Source organism: Salinisphaera sp. SWV1 (assembly GCF_052044155.1).
Taxonomy (GTDB): Bacteria; Pseudomonadota; Gammaproteobacteria; order Nevskiales; family Salinisphaeraceae; genus Salinisphaera.
This window is the reverse complement of the sequence record NZ_JBQDYE010000033.1, coordinates 29,989-46,514: the sequence shown is the minus strand read 5'-3', so window position 1 is coordinate 46,514 and position 16,526 is coordinate 29,989. Positions and strand designations below refer to the sequence as shown.

Annotated in this window: 12 protein-coding genes and 1 pseudogene; 5 read left to right on the top strand and 8 right to left on the bottom strand. The window is 62.3% G+C overall.

Features of this window, described 5'->3' with window-relative positions; genetic code table 11:
* Window positions 1–61 precede the first annotated feature (61 nt).
* Window positions 62–304: an enoyl-CoA hydratase-related protein gene (locus ACS8YF_RS15055; protein ID WP_440850966.1), complete on the top strand. Its 243-nt coding sequence runs from the start codon at window positions 62–64 to the stop codon at window positions 302–304.
* Window positions 289–1,968, top strand: a complete 1,680-nt coding sequence (locus ACS8YF_RS15050) for an acyl-CoA synthetase (RefSeq protein WP_440850965.1) — start codon at window positions 289–291, stop codon at window positions 1,966–1,968. Before ACS8YF_RS15055 ends, ACS8YF_RS15050 begins: the two co-directional genes overlap by 16 nt.
* 142 nt (window positions 1,969–2,110) lie before the next feature.
* Here the strand turns inward: ACS8YF_RS15050 and ACS8YF_RS15045 are convergent, their stop codons facing one another.
* From ACS8YF_RS15045 to ACS8YF_RS15035, 3 genes and pseudogenes are all read right to left on the bottom strand, one after another.
* A complete protein-coding gene (locus tag ACS8YF_RS15045) occupies window positions 2,111–3,262 on the bottom strand; it encodes a D-alanyl-D-alanine carboxypeptidase family protein (protein ID WP_440850964.1) in 1,152 nt (383 codons plus the stop codon).
* Window positions 3,263–3,527: 265 nt separating this feature from the next.
* Window positions 3,528–3,644 (bottom strand): annotated as a pseudogene (locus tag ACS8YF_RS15040) (NADPH-dependent FMN reductase); the annotation flags it as partial.
* A gap of 83 nt (window positions 3,645–3,727) precedes the next feature.
* Window positions 3,728–4,489, bottom strand: a complete 762-nt coding sequence (locus ACS8YF_RS15035; protein WP_440850968.1) for an amino acid ABC transporter ATP-binding protein — start codon at window positions 4,487–4,489, stop codon at window positions 3,728–3,730.
* 302 nt (window positions 4,490–4,791) lie between these two features.
* Here ACS8YF_RS15035 and ACS8YF_RS15030 point away from each other — a divergent pair, with 302 nt between their 5' ends.
* Window positions 4,792–5,421 carry an amino acid ABC transporter permease gene (locus tag ACS8YF_RS15030; RefSeq protein ID WP_440850967.1) on the top strand — a complete coding sequence of 210 codons (630 nt, stop codon included), beginning with the start codon at window positions 4,792–4,794 and terminating at the stop codon, window positions 5,419–5,421.
* 70 nt (window positions 5,422–5,491) lie between these two features.
* On the opposite strand, the gene ACS8YF_RS15025 is transcribed toward ACS8YF_RS15030, so the two are convergent.
* Both ACS8YF_RS15025 and ACS8YF_RS15020 read right to left on the bottom strand, forming a co-directional pair.
* Complete coding sequence (locus ACS8YF_RS15025) at window positions 5,492–6,283, bottom strand: transporter substrate-binding domain-containing protein (RefSeq protein ID WP_440850963.1); 792 nt, start codon at window positions 6,281–6,283, stop codon at window positions 5,492–5,494.
* 983 nt (window positions 6,284–7,266) lie between these two features.
* Window positions 7,267–8,169: an SDR family oxidoreductase gene (locus tag ACS8YF_RS15020; protein WP_440850962.1), complete on the bottom strand. Its 903-nt coding sequence runs from the start codon at window positions 8,167–8,169 to the stop codon at window positions 7,267–7,269.
* A gap of 97 nt (window positions 8,170–8,266) precedes the next feature.
* Here ACS8YF_RS15020 and ACS8YF_RS15015 point away from each other — a divergent pair, with 97 nt between their 5' ends.
* Window positions 8,267–9,088, top strand: a complete 822-nt coding sequence (locus ACS8YF_RS15015) for a helix-turn-helix transcriptional regulator (RefSeq protein WP_440850961.1) — start codon at window positions 8,267–8,269, stop codon at window positions 9,086–9,088.
* Window positions 9,089–9,777: 689 nt separating this feature from the next.
* On the opposite strand, the gene ACS8YF_RS15010 is transcribed toward ACS8YF_RS15015, so the two are convergent.
* The 3 genes from ACS8YF_RS15010 to ACS8YF_RS15000 form a co-directional block, all read right to left on the bottom strand.
* A complete protein-coding gene (locus ACS8YF_RS15010; RefSeq protein WP_440850960.1) occupies window positions 9,778–10,239 on the bottom strand; it encodes a YidH family protein in 462 nt (153 codons plus the stop codon).
* A gap of 227 nt (window positions 10,240–10,466) precedes the next feature.
* The gene (locus ACS8YF_RS15005) at window positions 10,467–10,907 is read right to left on the bottom strand and encodes a universal stress protein (RefSeq protein ID WP_440850959.1); all 441 of its coding nucleotides are present in this window, start codon (window positions 10,905–10,907) and stop codon (window positions 10,467–10,469) included.
* Between the two features lie 297 nt (window positions 10,908–11,204).
* A complete protein-coding gene (locus ACS8YF_RS15000) occupies window positions 11,205–14,330 on the bottom strand; it encodes a bifunctional YncE family protein/alkaline phosphatase family protein (protein WP_440850958.1) in 3,126 nt (1,041 codons plus the stop codon).
* 200 nt (window positions 14,331–14,530) lie between these two features.
* Between ACS8YF_RS15000 and ACS8YF_RS14995 the strand changes: the two genes are divergently transcribed.
* A complete protein-coding gene (locus ACS8YF_RS14995; protein ID WP_440850957.1) occupies window positions 14,531–16,075 on the top strand; it encodes a peptidoglycan DD-metalloendopeptidase family protein in 1,545 nt (514 codons plus the stop codon).
* Window positions 16,076–16,526: the final 451 nt, after the last annotated feature.

Genomic DNA, 16,526 nt, shown 5'->3' with positions numbered 1-16,526 from the left:
GCCGTGGAACCTGCATGCACAGGATTTAGCCATGAACCTGGCCGCCTGTGAATGATGGGGTTTGTGGATCGCTTACGATGAGCTGACGGCGCACGTGGATGGCGTGGCGCGTCAGGTGGCTGCGAAATCGGGCCTGACCGTCGCGATCGGCAAGAAGGCCTTCTATCGCCAGCGCGAGATGCCGCTGGCACAAGCGTACGAATACGCCGCGGGTGTGATGGTCGGCAACATGCTGGAGCACGACGCCGAGGAGGGGATCAACGCCTTTCTCGACAAGCGCGCCCCGCAATGGTCCGACCGATAGTGCCCAGGCCCAGGAGCGATGCCGTGACTCACCCCTTCAATATCGATCTCGACCGCAACCCGGCCAATTTCCAGCCGCTGACACCGCTGACCTTCCTCGAGCGTGCAGCGAGCGTGATGCCCGATCGCCTTGCCATCATTCATGGCGATTTGCGCTACACCTACGGCGAGTTTTATAGCCGCGCCAGACAGCTCGGCTCTGCATTGTCCGGAAAGGGCGTGGCCCGGGGCGATGCCGTTTCCGTTCTGCTTCCGAACGTGCCGGCGATGCTCGAAGCCCACCACGGCGTGCCGATGTGCGGCGCCGTTTTGCATGCGATCAACACACGCCTGGATGCCAAAACGCTGGCGTTCCAGCTCGACCATGCGGGTTCGCGCGCCCTTATCGTCGACGGCGAACTGTTGCCTCTGGCCCGGTCGGCGCTCGATCTCACGGTGACCGTGAAGCCGACGCTGATCGTCTACGCCGATCCCGAGGCACCCGGCGCGACGGAGAATACGTCGAACGCGCTCGACTACGAGTCGTTTCTTGCCACCGGCGACGCGCACTACGAATGGCTCATGCCCGAAGACGAGTGGGACGCGATCTCGATCAGCTATACCTCCGGAACCACAGGCGACCCCAAGGGCGTGGTCTACCATCACCGGGGCGCCTATCTGCTCGCCCAGGGCAACGCCCTGATCTCCAACATGCCGCGGTATCCCGTGTATTTGTGGACGCTGCCCATGTTCCACTGCAACGGATGGTGCTTTCCGTGGACGATGTCGGTCGTCTTCGGCACGCATGTATGCCTGCGCCAGGTCCGCGCGGAACCCATATGGCGGGCGATCGCCGAACACGGGGTCACGCATATGTGCGGGGCGCCGGCCGTGATGTCCCTGCTGGTCGCATCGGCGCCGGGGCGGGCGCGCCCGGGCGGGCAAACGGTGGAATTCTTCACCGCCGCGGCGCCGCCGCCGGAGAAGGTGCTGGCCGAAATGGAGAGCGCCGGCTTCAACGTGACGCAACTCTACGGCCTGACTGAAACCTATGGCCCGGCTGTGGTCAACGAGTGGAAGCCGGATTGGGATGCGCTCGATCCCACGGCGCGAGCCGCACGAAAGGCCCGCCAGGGCGTGCGCTACCCGCCACTCGAAGGGCTCGAGGTGATGGACCCGGAGACGATGGAAATCGTCCCGCGGGATGGTCAAACCGTCGGCGAGGTGATGTTTCGCGGCAACGCGGTCATGAAGGGCTACTTTCGTAACCCCGAGGCCAATCGAAAGGCGTTTTCCGGCGGCTGGTTCCACTCGGGCGATCTCGGCGTCGTGCACCCGGATGGCTATATCCAGCTCAAGGATCGATCCAAGGACATCATCATCTCCGGCGGAGAAAATATCTCGTCAATCGAGATCGAGGAGGCCCTGTACAAGCATCCGGCGGTCGCGGTGGCCGCCGTCGTGGCGATGCATCACGACAAGTGGGGCGAGACGCCCTGCGCGTTCATCGAATTCGCCGCGGGGCAAACAGCCACCAGCGAGGAACTGGAACAACACTGTCGAAACACATTGGCCTCGTACAAGATCCCGCGCCGCTTCATTTTCGAAGAAGTGCCCCGAACCGCCACCGGCAAGATCCAGAAATACGAATTGCGCAAGCGCCTGACCGGCGACCCCGAAACATAAACCGCGCCACGGGCGTTGCCGCCGCCGAGGCGGACATCGACGCCCGCCGGTAAGCATCCCGTGCTATGACCGAATCCGGCCCGGCAATACAAACGCATGTCGGCGCGCGGTCGGCTCCCCGGGGCTCGCGCGCCCGCGCTGGCTACCAAAAGCTATAGCGCTTATCCGCAGCCAGCGCGACCAGCGGGGCCCGGGCTACAACGCGCGGCCCCAGTTTCACGACCAGGTGCCCGATCGATTGCCCTTGCTTGACGGGCGCCATGATCGAACCGGGCAACTTCACGCTCGCCTTCAGCTGGGCGTATTGCCCGCGCGGTACCGTTACGTAAAGCGTCTTTCGCAGCCCCAGCGGGACCTTGTCCTGGTCTCCGTGTTTAACGGGCGCCTTGAATACGGACTGTCCCGCCGCGTACATCTTGTGCGTGGCGTAATTGTGGAAGCCATAGTCCAGCAGCGAGCCGGTCACCTGTGCCAGGTTGATGTAGTTCGCCGCACTCGATGCCTTGGGCTTGTCTGCGCCCATCACCACACCGATCAGCCGCATGCCATGGCGCTTCGCCGAAGCCGCCAGGTTATATCCCACCGCGCTCACATAGCCCGGTTTCAATCCATCGACACTCGGATCGCGCCACAACAGCTTGTTGTAGTTATTCTGATGGATGTTGTTCCAGGTGAATGATTTCAGGGCAAAAAAGCGCGCGTATTCGTCGGGGAACCGGCGAATGATCGCGCGCGACAACTTGGCCAGATCGAGCGCCGAGCTATGCAGGCCGGGGCGGGGCAGGCCGTTGGGGTCGGTGTAATGCGTGTCGTGCAGGCCGAGCTGGCGGGCGTCGCGATTCATCCGGGCCACGAACGCCTGCTCGCTACCGCTGACACCTTCGGCCAGCGTCATTGCCGCGTCGTTGCCCGAGGGCACCAGCATGCCTTTCAGCAGATTATCGACGCTCACGTGCGAGCCCACCTTGAGGAACATCCGCGAGCCGCCCTCATGCCAGGCCTTCTTGCTCACGCGGAACTTCGTGTCGAGCGTGATCTGCCCACGCTTGAGTTCCTGGAACACCACGAACGCGGTCATCAGCTTCGTGGTACTCGCGGGCGCCAGCTCCTTATCCTTATTCTTCGCGGCCAGTATCCGGCCCGTTCGATAGTCCATCAGCACATAGGACTTGGCGTCGAGCGGCGCCATATGCGGCACGATCACCGGCGGCGCGGCCGGCGTATCGGCCGCCTGCGCCGTTCCGGTGACGACAAAGACAAAGAGCAGGCACGAACAGAGAACTGACTTCCGCATGAGGCGATATGACCGTAAAAATGAAGGGGTTGAGGGGGGCGTGGATAATCGTCGGAGCCGGGGATTCTACATTCACGCCGCGAGATGTACCGTAAGCGTCCTGATCGGTCGCTGGGATAGCCGCCCAATATCCTCTCGCTCGGCGGTCGGCAGCGCCGGATCCGGCCGATCGATCCGTAGGGTATGCGAGCCGGCGCAGCGGGCGAGTTGTGAGCTGGCCGAAAAATCAGGCCTCGGCGCCGAGTGCGTCCCCGCGTGCCACGCTTCAGTTGCTTTGCGAGTTGTCCAACGGAAACTGCCCGGCGATCATTGCCACGCGTTCGCCATAGCGGCGTGCCGTTTCGAGATCGCCGGGTGACATCGCGGCGGGTGGTGCATTGGCATGGTCAGTCTTGCTGCGTCAACGCGCGCGATGCGTGCCGGACGGTGAACCTGCGGACAAGGCATGGCCGCACGCGGCGCGAATCAATGGTGCAGCACGCGGGCGAGGAACGACTGCGTGCGTTCGCTCTGCGGATCTGAAAAGAGCTGCTCGGGGGTACCTTCCTCCACGATGGCGCCGTGGTCCATGTAAATGACCCGTTCGGAGACCTCGCGTGCGAAGCCCATTTCGTGGGTCACCACGATCATGGTCATGCCGCTCTTGGCCAGTTCGCGCATCACGTCGAGCACTTCGCCGACCATTTCCGGGTCCAGCGCCGACGTGGGCTCGTCGAATAGCATGACGTTGGGATGCATGGCCAGGGAACGCGCGATCGCCAGCCGCTGCTGCTGGCCGCCGGAGAGCTGGCCGGGATACTTTCCAGCCTGATCCTTAATGCCGACGCGCTCGAGTAGCTCCATGGCTTCCTGGCGTGCCTCCTGCTGCCCGCGGCCGCGCACCTTGATCGGCGCCAGGGTGATGTTGTCGATGCAGCTCATGTGCGGGAACAGATTGAACTGCTGAAACACCATGCCGGCGTCGCGCCGAACCGAGCGAATCGATTGCTGGCCACCGGCCCCCATCTTGCCGTGGGGCAGGAGTTCGATGCCGTCGACCACGATGCGGCCGGCCTCGAAATCCTCGAGTGCATTCACGCAGCGAATCAATGTCGATTTGCCCGAACCGCTGGCACCGATGACCACCACCACTTCGCCCGTGCTGACCGTCATGTTGACGTCGCGGAGCACATGTAGGTCGCCGAAATGCTTGTGGACGTTCTCGATCTGGACGATGGGGTCGGCCATGAAGTATTCCCGGAAGTTGATATAGGTTTCGATCGTCGCGCACCGGTAGCCGTGCTCGGCCCGAATCATCGGTGGTGCGCTTCCCCTTGACGCATCCTATCGTTTTTTGCCGCGCACGGTGGGGGATTACCGCCACCGGGTGCGGCGGTCGATGTATGCAATACTGGAAAAGGGGATCGTCTAGAGCGATCAATTCAGATCAAATAGCGCGACGTTGAACGCCGCCGCTGCGCGACTACGCGCCAACCAGGGAGATCGTCCGCGTGAGTTTTCCGATCAGTATCAGCGATATCGAATCGGCAATGCCGCTCCTGCTGCAGGGGCTGCAGCTAACGCTCGAGATTACGGTCTTCGGTCTGATTCTGGGGTTTGTCATCGGCTTGTTCGTCGGCCTGAGCACACTCAGCCCGACGCGCTGGCTACGCTGGCCGGGTACGGCCTACATGGAGTTTTTCCGCGGCACACCGATACTCGTGCAGGCGTTGTTCATATTCTATGGTCTGCCCGACGTCATCGGCCATCCAATTCCGGCGTTCGCGGCCGGCGTGGCGGCGATCGCGCTCAATTCCGGGGCCTATATCTGTGAGATCGTTCGCGGCGGGGTGAAATCCATCGAGAAGAGTCAGCGCGAGGCCGGGCTGGCGGTCGGGTTGTCCAACGCCCAGACCTTTCGCTACATCATCTGGCCGCAGGCGCTGCGTCGCATCGTGCCGCCGCTGGGTAACCAGGGCATCATCAGCCTGAAAGACACGTCGGTTTTTTCGGTGATCGGCGTTGGCGAACTCGTGCGCCAGGGGCAGGTGTACATCGCCGCCACTTTCAATGCCTTCGAGATCTACTTCGTCGTGGCGATCATGTACCTGATCATCACGCTCACGTTTTCCTTCTTCCTGCGTAAGTTGGAGAAGCGACAGAACCGAGGATATGCCTGAGACGGGATAGGGCCGCATAAAAAAGGCCGCGCAAAAGCGCGGCCTTTTTCATTACCCGCCCGGGGCAGGGTTACTGGGTCAAGTCGGCCGGCGGTGCCTTGTCGAACCATTTCTTGTAGATCTTGGTGAACGTGCCGTCTTTCTTAATCTGCGTCAGCGCCTTGTTCACCGGCTGTACCCACTTGCTGTTCTGCGGGAAGGCGATGCCGTACTGCTGTCCGGCATACGTCGGGCCGACCGCCTTGACCTTGCCGTGCCCCTTGGTCTTGATGAAGTACAGCACATTGGGCACATCGTAGAACGCCGCGTCCACGTTGCCGCTGATCAACGCCATATACATTTGCGAGGTGCCCGGATACGGCACTACCTTGCCGATCCCCGGGACCTTGTGCGTCAGATAGTCGTAGCTGGTACTGCCGATCTTGGTGGATACCGACTTGCCCTTCAGATCCTTGATCGTCTTGATGGTGTTGTTGTCGGCGCGCACCATCAACTTCAAGCCCGAGTCGTAATAGGGATTGGAGAAGTCGACCTTCTGGGCCCGCTCCTTGGTGATCGTGATGCCCGCGATGGCCATGTCCACGCTCTTGGCCTGCAGCGCCGGGATAATGCCGTTGAAATCCATCGTCCGCAGATGGACCTTGAAGCCGGCGCGTTTCGCGATCGCATGGATGATATCGATATCGTAGCCGACGTGCTTGCGCGTCTTGATATCCAGCGACTCGAAGGGCACGAAGCTCGGGTCGGTGGCGACCGTCAGCGTCGGTTCGGCCGCCAGGGCCGAAGGCGCCGCACAGAACACGGTGGCAGCGGTCACCGCCGCAGCGAAGGCGCCGCGCAGACATCTTTTGATGGGCGTCATTATCAATAATCCTCGTTGTGGTTTTTGTATACCCCAAAGTCCGCGGGTGCGGACCATTCCTTACGAACAATGACCAGCGGTCAAAGCGCGTGTCAACTGACGCGCCTAGCCGCAAGAGCCGAATGCCGGCCGAGCTGGCGCAATTCAGCGTTGGAGAAATAATACGCCAGCGCAGGTAAAGCAACGCAGCACGATCTCAAGTGTGCCGCAAGCGGGCACGTCATCCTGGCTGGCGAAGACGGCGGCGTCGGACGAAGAGCGCCGGTCGATACAGCGCGCGCTTTGCCGGGCGTTTCAAACCGTGAGTTGAAGCGAGGTTCGCTTAACCCGTACGTTGAGGATGGCGGAGAATAGGCGCACGGCGTCGAGTGACCGACCTACGCGGAAACTCGGCCCATCTATACCCCGGGGCTGTTCATGGGTAAGTAGTGAGCGCTGCCGATCCCGGCAGCGGCGATCCGTGTGCTTCGGGTCGCTTCATTATTAACCCGGCACAAAAATAGATGATTTTTCGGGTTAATAACGCGCGTATGCGACCGCATGCTCGCTGCGGCCATCGGCCGCGAAGCCTTTGAAAATAAAAGACGGAAAGTCGCCGGCTTTTATTTTTGAAAGCGTTGAAAACAGCTGATGAAGTCAGCTGTCTTGATGCCGGATTAATAGGCTTTTGCTCTGTCCGGGCCGGATGCCTGTCACTGGTCGCATCGGCGTCGGTTTTGTTTCGGATCGTCCGGCGGCGTCTGCTCATGGTGTCATGGCCAATCGTGTGTCCGGCCTGTTGATCGGGCCGGCGTTCAGGACAAGCCGCGTCGCCCGGGCGGACAGGCGGCGGCAAGGACCAAATTGCGGCCGCCGATCGAGCGCACTACACTACTAGTGCCGCACCCCCGTTTCGGGCCGGGGGATCTGACGAGGACACGTTTCCAAGTCGCCGGCGGCGACCTTGTGAGTCGTGCCCGCCGGCGAAGTTGCGGCCCGGCGTATCAACCGGAATTGGCGGTACCGTAATCCATGTTGCGCAAGTCCTGCATGAGACCAGGCCCGGCCGGCGTCCAGCCCAGCCGGTCGCGGGTCAGTGTGCTCGAGGCCGGCAGGTCCATGGCCACGAAGGCGCCAAGCCAGCCGAAATGCGCTGTGGCCTCGTCGGTCGACAAGGATTTTACCGGCACGCCGAGCCCAGCGCCGATGGCCTCGGCGATGTCTCGGGCCGGCACCCCTTCCTCGGCAACCGCGTGCCAGCGGGCACCTGCCGCATGCTTGTCGAGGGCCAACCGGTAGAGCCGGGCGACATCATGTACATGCGCCGCGGGCCAGCGGTTGGTGCCGCCGTCGATGTACGCCGAGACGCCTTTCTCGCGCGCAAGCGCGATCAGTGGCGAGATCAGCCCCTGCCGAACCGTGTCGTGAACCTGCGGCAGGCGCACCACAGCAACGGATACGCCGCGCCCGGCCATGTTCTCGCCGGTCAGCTCGGACAGCCGGCGCGGATTGGGGTTATTACGGTCGAACACATCTTCGGTGGCCGTCGCGCCGGGCGCGGCGCTGCCCATGCCCGTTCCGGAGGTAATAATCAGTGGTCGGTCCGAGCCGGCCAGCACGCCCGCCATCGCTTCGATCACGCGACGGTCTTTCTCGCAATTCTCGGCGAAGCGCGAAAAGTCGTGGTCGAAGGCAGTGTGGATTACCGCGTCCGCTGCCGACGCACCGCGCGCCAGGCTGTCGGGGTCTTCGAGCGTGCCACGGTGCATCCCGGCGCCAGCTTGCGCAAGCCATCGCGCGCCGGCATCGGAGCGCGTCAGCCCGAGTACCTGATGCCCGGCGTCGATCAGTTCGTGCACGATCCTGGAGCCGATGAAACCGGTCGCGCCGGTGAGGAATACACGCATGGGAGGTCTCCTGTGTTGTCTTGGACCTCATGCTGGCCGATATCCGCTCCTGTTAAAGTAGTGATCGTATCCTGGTATAAAAACCAATAGGGTCACCATGGCTGCCACGACCGGCAATAGGCTCGGCACGTATCTGCGCGACCGCCGAAGCCGCCTCGATCCTGCCGCGTTCGGCTTTGCAACCGGTCGTCGTCGTACACCCGGTCTGCGCCGCGAGGAAGTCGCGCTGCGCGCGCATATCAGCCCCACCTGGTACACGTGGCTGGAGCAGGGCCGTGGTGGCGCACCCTCGGCCGACGTGCTCGACCGGATCGCAACCGCGCTGATGCTGACCGAGCCTGAACGCGAGCACCTGTTCATGCTGGGGCTCGGACGTCCGCCGGAGGTTCGCTACAGGCCGGTTGACGGCGTCAGCCCGCGCCTTCAGCGCGTGCTGGACGCGCTGGAGGTGAACCCCGCCATCGTCAAGACGGCCACCTGGGATGTCGTAGCCTGGAATCGTGCCGCGGCGATGGTGTTTACCGACTACGCGAAACTGCCATCCGGCCAGCGCAATATCCTGCGGCTCATGTTTGCCCATCCACAGGCACGGAGTCGTCAGGAAGACTGGGACAGCATCGCCCGTGTCGTGGTGGGCTCGTTTCGCGCAGACGTCGCGCGTGCCGGCGCGACCGCCGCCATCACCGAGCTTGTCGACGAACTGTCGCGAACGAGCCCCGAGTTCGATGTGCTCTGGCGCGACCACGACGTGGTCGCACCCGGCGAGGGGGTCAAGCGCCTCCACCATCCCGACCTCGGCTTGCTCGAGCTGGAGTTCTCCGCTTTCGCGATCGATGGCCGGCCGGAGTTGGGCATGATCGTCTATAACCCGGCGACCGACGCGCTGGCGGCACGCATACGCGCTCATCTTGCGAAGTGAGCGAGAGCCATCGCATACCCATCATGGGACGGACCGAGACCCGCGGCGCTTATACGGTGCTCCGGGTCACTGGTATTGGCGGCACGTCAAGGTCCGATCGTGCTCACCGGCGGATACGCTTCAACAACCGGCTTCGGTTTCGCGCGCTCCGAAAGGCGAATAGTCGGCTCCAAACGGGCCGTCTAAAGCGAATTTTTTGTCGATCATGTGAGGGTGTAGACAAACCCTTATTCCGTTTGCCGATTGTAAAAACAATGCCTTGGCGGCAGGTCGGATTAGCGCGCAGCGCGTAATCCGACGCTCAATCGGCGAGTTCCGGGGATCGGCTGTCGGATTACGGTGCAAGCACCTGATCCGACCCACGTAAGGATCTGATATTGCGTGTATCACCGGCGGTTGATTTGTCGACACCCTTTGTGCAAAGTTCGGTCAACGGCCTGACGCCGCGATTGGTCTCGCACCTGAAGCAGCATCGCCTTGATCTTCCTGATTATTTGCATTCATTCGCGTGCATTGGCGGACACAATGCGCTCTTGTTCAGTCCGATGCGTTTCGGGTCTGATCAAGATCGGTTTTGCATGCTGCTACTCAATACCGACCCGGGCGCCGCGACGCCAAATCCGCTCCGCGCTGCTTTTAGCGGCGGCGGGTGGCCGTGAGGGCTGAGTCCACGTGTGGCGTAGGCCCGGTCATGTCGTGAAGGTGAACATGACAGCGAGCAGGGCGAGGCCGAACACCGAGACCGCGAGCGCAAAGAACGTGGCCAGATAAGGGCCGTGCCGCGCCGGTAGCTTGTAGCTCCGTTCGTAGGCCCAGGCGTAGCGCACAAAGCGGAGACCCGTGACCACCGACATCAGTACGCCGAAGCTCACCAGCGCCAGGCCGCACCAGCTGGATAGGTCGTTCGAATGGACCAGCGAACCGGGTGGCTTGCCCGGCAGCCGTGAGATCAGCAGGCTGAATCGGTCGATTGCCATGCCAAAGACCATCAGGGCGAGCGCCGTGCGGATCCAGTTCGACAGGGTGCGCTCGGTATTTTGATAGCAGCGTTCGGCGGACATCTTTGTACGCTGGGCCGACATGGCGACCAGCTGATGCATGAGTCTGATCTGTTCGGGCTGTTGCGGCTGCTCGGGTGGTTCTTCTGCCATGGTCTGAATATTGTAAATGTGGCGATCTCCCCGCTTGGATCACGAGTGTACATCGGAGGCGACACCACGGTCAGGTCTCGATCATGCGTGCGCAGTGGCGGGATTCGTGCCCGAGGTTCGCGACACAAAGCGCGATCTGACCCCGCGGGCTGCAAGTCCACCTCGCAGAGCCGCCTGTGAAACGGCGCCGGCCGCTGCGGGCGCGACGAAGACAGCGGCGCTTCATGTCATCTGTGCAATTTAGGGTCGCGTACCACGAGTACCGGGCAATGCGCATGTCCCACCACGGATCCGGAAATACTGCCCAAAAACATATCGGCCAGCCTGGGGTCGTGTGCGGCCAATACAACCATGTCGGGATGTGTTCTGTTGATTTCGTCGATCAAATATCGCGGCATACGCCCGATGAGCACGCTCGTGGCGGAGTCGAGATCGGCCGGGATGTGCTCGGCCGCCACCTCGTCCAGTCGATCCTGAGCGGACTGACGCGATTCCTCGGTGGCCCGTACCGCCACATACGGATACATGCCGGCATTAATGTCCGGCAGTACGGTCACCAGGTGCACAAAGGCATCGCGCGCTCTGGCCCACTGCACAGCATAGGGCAGGGCCATTGCAATGGCATCGGGCTGGGAAAGATCGAGCGGCACGAGTATTTCGCGTGACATGGCAGTCTCCGTTGCAGTCGCCGGTGCAAAGACGAAAGGCGATTACGCCTCCCTGTCTGCAGCATGGCGCCGTCTAGGCGTCAGCGCCTTGACACAAGTCAACGAACGGGCCCGGGCGTTATTCGCGGCTAACGATAGGTGTTATGGGGGCATGCGAGCGGCAGACGGAAACGGTGCCACGCCAAGCACCACAAGCACCTGTCGGCGGCAGGCCGATCGCGGCGTGCATCCGTATCAAATCGTAACTTCAAGGCTTGCAATGACAGCAGTGGATGCGCGGCAGCACGCCGATATATCCTAACCCGGCGCCATTCGGGCCTGTCCGTCGTCATTTTGATGTCGGGACAGGCACTGTCGCGCCATCCGGCGCCAGTGTGCCTGCAACAAGCGCTGGCGATGCCCGCGCATATCGTCTCCGTCCCGATCGGGTCGTGGTTTACTGCCCTCGAAACCCCGCCACAGCTCGCGGTTATAGCTTGCGGTATTGAGCTGGTCCTGCACCTTGAAGTCTTGATCGCGCATCGTCGTCGCCCAGTACGTGGCACTCCGGCGCGACTGCGCAAAACAGTGATCCAGAATGCTCGCCTCGGCCGATGGCGGCTGTGCGTCGCTCGGAGCCGCGGGCACAGCGGTCTTCGGCAGGGGGAGTGTGGTACGGCGTAAAACGGCAGGCACAACCGCGTGGTAGGTCCAGCGTTTCTGATGAATGTCGAAAACCGCCGTCATGGGGGCGGCGAGTTCGTCGTTCAGCCCCATGGGCTGGAAGCCCAGGACATCCTCGATGGTCCGCAGCATGTTCACCGTGGTGTAACGCCGGGATACCACCGCGCCCTGTTTTACGTACGGACCGACCACGAAGGCCACGCTGCGGTGGGCGCTGACGTGGTCCGCGCCGGATTGCGCGTCGTCCTCGACGATGAAGACCAGCGTGTTGTCTTTATACCGACTATGCGCCACCCGCTGGACAAGTCGCGCCACGGCATAGTCGTTATCCGCCACCTGAGTAGCGACGGTATTCACGCCATCGATGGCGCTGGAAAAATTGCCGGTGTGGTCGCGCATCAACCGAACCTGTATCAGGTTGGGAAGATTGTCGTGGGCCACGTACTGGCTGAATTCCCGCGCCCATTCCTGCTCGCGCCAGTAGTCCGGATAACTGTTGTCGAAGCCGCGGAAATACGGGTCGCTATATTTCATCAGGGCCGGCTTGGTCGGGAAAAACTGGCGAACGCCGGCCGCGTGAGGATGTCGTGCCAGCGGCACGAACGCGGGATTTTTCGGCGATACGTAATAGCGCGACAGGTCGCCGAAAAAGCCGTAGTTACGAAGTGTCAACCCGGCCTTCAAGGCCTGATTCCAGATATACCCCTGGCCGTTATCGTGGTCGGTATCGGGCCCCGGGCCCTCGAGCGCCGCCACATCCACGGCGCCGGGCAGGAGGTTGGGTTTGTCCGGGACCGCGGGATTGAACTGCTGGCGTTTGGCCAGCGTCGCCAACCCGACGTTGACGTTACGGTTGGTGCCTTCCTGGTCGTAGGTAAAACCGCGGCCGGCATAGTTCATCGGGCCGGTCTTCTCGGTGTAGTCGTTGGTTCGCGCGGCTGTCGACCAGTCCCAGCCCATGTTGCTGCTTTCGCCGCTGTCGTAGAAATTGTCCAGGTCGACGAACTGGCGGGCCCAGCGGTGGTGGTTGGGCATGTAAGGCGCCAGAAACGCCAGGCTCGGGTCCCCGTTGCCCTCGGGCAAATCCCCCAGAACCTGATCGTAGGTGCGATTCTCCTTGACCACATAGATCACGTGTCGGATGTGGCGATGCAGAAACCGCATCACGGCTCGTTCCCGCCCGTAATCTTTCTGGTTCATGAAGTGATCGTTGTAAGCCACCTGGCGGGTGAGGCGGCCCAGCGCCCGTGGGTTGGGCGTGGGCATTGACAGCAAACCGGCTTTTTCGAGTTGCCAGACATATTCATTGGACCGGTGACAACTGCCGGACTGATGCGTGTTCGGTTTGTGCCCGCAATGGTCGGCATTGCCCCCGGGGGCGCTTTTGCCGTTGGCAATATACAAATGGCGACCGTCCGCACTCACGTTGACCGACTCGGGATACCACCCGGTGGGAATAAGCCCGACCACGCGACTCTGCTGATCGTGCGCATCCGTGGCATCTGCGTGCGATGCGGTGCCCGGGTCGTTCCCGGGTCGCGCGTCAGGCGTGTCGTCGCCCGGTCGAGCTCGCCGTGTCGGGCCCAACCCCGCGCCGGCCAGTTGAATGACGGCCACCGAATTCATGCCACCGTTGGTCACGAAAAGCCAGTGCCCGTTGGGCGAGAGCCGTACGCTGTTCGGCCCGGCCCCCTTGAATCCACCGCTGTTCTGGAAAACATGCGGCGGCGCCACCGTGGGAATGCTTTGCACGATATGGTCGGTCGCCGTATCGATGACCAGCACGCGATCGCTGTTGTCACTCGCGACATACAGGCGGTTGCCGCTCCGGTTCAGCACCATTTTGTTCGGCTGGCCCCGTGTTGGAATACGGGCGCGTACCCTCAGCCGCGGGGCATGCCGCGCGATGGCGAGCACGTCCAGCTCGCGGTCACGCTGGCTGCTCACATAAGCCTTGTCGTTGCCGTCGAACTGCACGGCTACCGGATATTCACCGCCGGGTACGCCGCTCCGGGCCGGGTCGATGATGCCGGGCCGCAGATCCTGCTCCGCGACCACCGAACGCGTGGCCAAATCGATCAGGCTGACGGAATCGTTTTCCAGATTGGCGACAAGCAGCCGTGTGCCGTCCGGACTCACCGACAACCCGGCCGCCATCGGCCGCACCTTGCCCAGTCCGTTGCCCCGGGTATGGCCCAGTTTGATCGGCGCGCCACTCGCCACGTACTGCCCATCCCGAAGCGTGTAAGCGTGAATATCGTCATCCACGCCGCCCGACACATAGAACGTCGGCCGTCCGGACTTCGGTTTCGGGTTCCAGGCGATGCCGAGAAAAGTATTGGCGACCTTGATCACCTGTGTCTTGCGTGGCATGCCCTGGCTGATGTCGTAGACGAACACGTATTCATCGGAGGCCGAATCGATCCGATGCCCCTTTGCGTCGTCCAGCCGATCATAGCCGCTGGTCAGCACCAACAATGTTTGCCCATCGGGGCTGATCGCCGTACTGGCCGCGTGATCGACTCGATAAGCGGGGTGGTCGGCCAAGCCAGGGTTGAGCTCATGGAATGCAGCGCCTCGCGCGGCGGTGGGTGTAATGGCGTAGCCGGTCGGCAAATACTGGCCGTGAATGAGGCCATCGTCCGGCGAGCGCGGGTGCGAAACGTCTTGCACCTGCGCCGTCGCGTAGCCGCAAACGGCCAGTCCGCCGACAAACAACACAGCCCAGCGGGCTGCGCGGGTTTTGCGTCTATATTTCATTTGCGAGTGTCCTGCCGGCAACGCGTCTGCAACTGATACCGGAACAGTAATAGCCCGACGTGACGCGGGTGTGATCAGGAAAGAGTGTTTTTCCCTGAGGACAAAAGCGGGATAGCAGGACCGTAACGATCGGCCGTGGTCTGCCGATATCATGGTGAGTGTTGTGCCGAGCATGTGACGCCGTGCCCGGTATAGTCGAGGTGACGAGTGGCGACCCTGTCGAAAGCCCCGCGTGCCGCGATCATCATTATTACGGCTATAAAACGCGCATTGAACGACAACGATTACAATACCGGGCTGCGGCGCACTCGGCAGGCGTCGCCGCAACATATCGAGCAAGGTCGCGAACAAGCCCGGTGCAGAATGCAGGGCTGTCGTGTGAGCAGTGTCCCAATCAGATGATGACGATATTGATGATTAGTATGCGCAGTGGTTTGCTGGCAATCGGTCTGACGCTTCCGGCACTGTTTTCGACCGGTGTATTCGCCACGGTTTCGGCAAAAACTGCGACGTCCACGGCGCCCGAGCATGACTCGACGTGGCAAACGATCAGGGTTCGCCGCGGCGGTACGCTCTCCGGCGCTTTCGCCAAAGCCGGGCTCGGCACGCAATCCTGGCGGCATGTGCTCGCGTTGGGCGGGCCCACCCAGTCGTTGACGCGACTGCACCCCGGCGACCTAATCCGGCTGAAAAAGAACAGCGCCGGCGAACTCACCCATCTGCGCTATCGCATGGGGCGACTCAAGACGCTGAGGGTCGACCGCCGCGGTGGCCGCTTACGCGCCCACATTCACAAGATCTCCCTGCATGTAGAGCGCCGCATGGTGGCCGGCACGGTGGGGACATCCTTGTCGGGCTCCCTGGCGGCGGCGGGCGTACCCGCCACGATTGCCAATAAACTCAGCCAGGTTTATCGGCCGCGCATGGATTTGTCCCGCCATATTCAGCGCGGCGATCAATTCCGCGTTCTTTACAAGGTGCGCTATGAAGGCGGCAAACGCCTCGGCCCGGGTTCCTTGCTGGCGGCGCGTTTCACCGTCGGCAAGCGCAAAGTGCGGGTTTTTCGTTTCCGCGAGCCCGATGGCCGGGTGCGCTATCTGAACGCCGACGGCAAGAGCTACAAGCTGGGGATCTCGCGCCATCCTGTCAATTACACGCGAATCAGCTCGCCGTTCATGAAGGAGCGCATGGACCCGGCGATTCACGTGCTCCAGCCGCATAATGGCACCGACATGGCCGCACCGGTCGGCACCCCGGTGCGGGCGGCGGCAAACGGCACGGTCAAATACATCGGCTGGGCCCGGGGCTATGGCCGCGTGATTTATCTGCGCAATTTCGACGGCTACACCACGCGCTATGCACATCTCCACAGCTTTGCCCATGGTCTGGCCAAGGGGGACCATGTGAAACAGGGGCAGCGCATTGGAACAGTAGGCAATACCGGCTGGTCGACTGGCCCGCATCTGCTGTTCGAGATCCGCAAGAACGGCGTGCCGCACAACCCCATGACCATGCCCTTACCCTCCGCTCGACCGTTGACCGGCAAACAGTTGGCCCAATTCAAAAAACGTATTGGCCCGCTTGTCGCGATGGTTGATCAACCGGTTCATTCGCGCGGATACGCCAGCGTTCTTGGTCAACACAAAGTGTGTTCAAGCCGTATCGTCGGCCCCGCCGGGCAGGCCACAAGCCCGGGGCGTGCGAGTCGCTCGATCTGTGTCGCCGGCTCGGGCCGATCCAGCTAGGAGCGCCTGGGCCGCGCGTTCAGGAGGGGCAGGGCCTGATTTGTGGGGAACCCTCCGGGTCGGGTTACGCTCGTGGCACTTGAGCGCCGGCCTTTCGTAATCGGTCCCCAGGGGGCGGGCCAACCATTGGCTTGATGCCCGGTAAGATGCCGACCCGTGAGAATTGGGGGGACGACCACGGTTTCATATGAACCCGATCCGGGGCTGATTGACGAGATTCGGAAAGCGACGAACGGCAACTATGTTGTAGGCAGCGACCGGTTCGAGGCCGAAGTAGCGGCGGCGCTGGGGCGCCGCGGGAGTCGCGGTAAGCCGGGGCGGCCGAAGAAGGAATCGAGCTAGGCGAGGGTGTCGGGAACCGTGGTCTGCCCCGGATTGTTCCGTGTCCCCGATGGTTCCTCGCGATTGTTCGGGTCAGTCGCGGTGTGTTGGGGCGGGCGAGCAAGGGGGC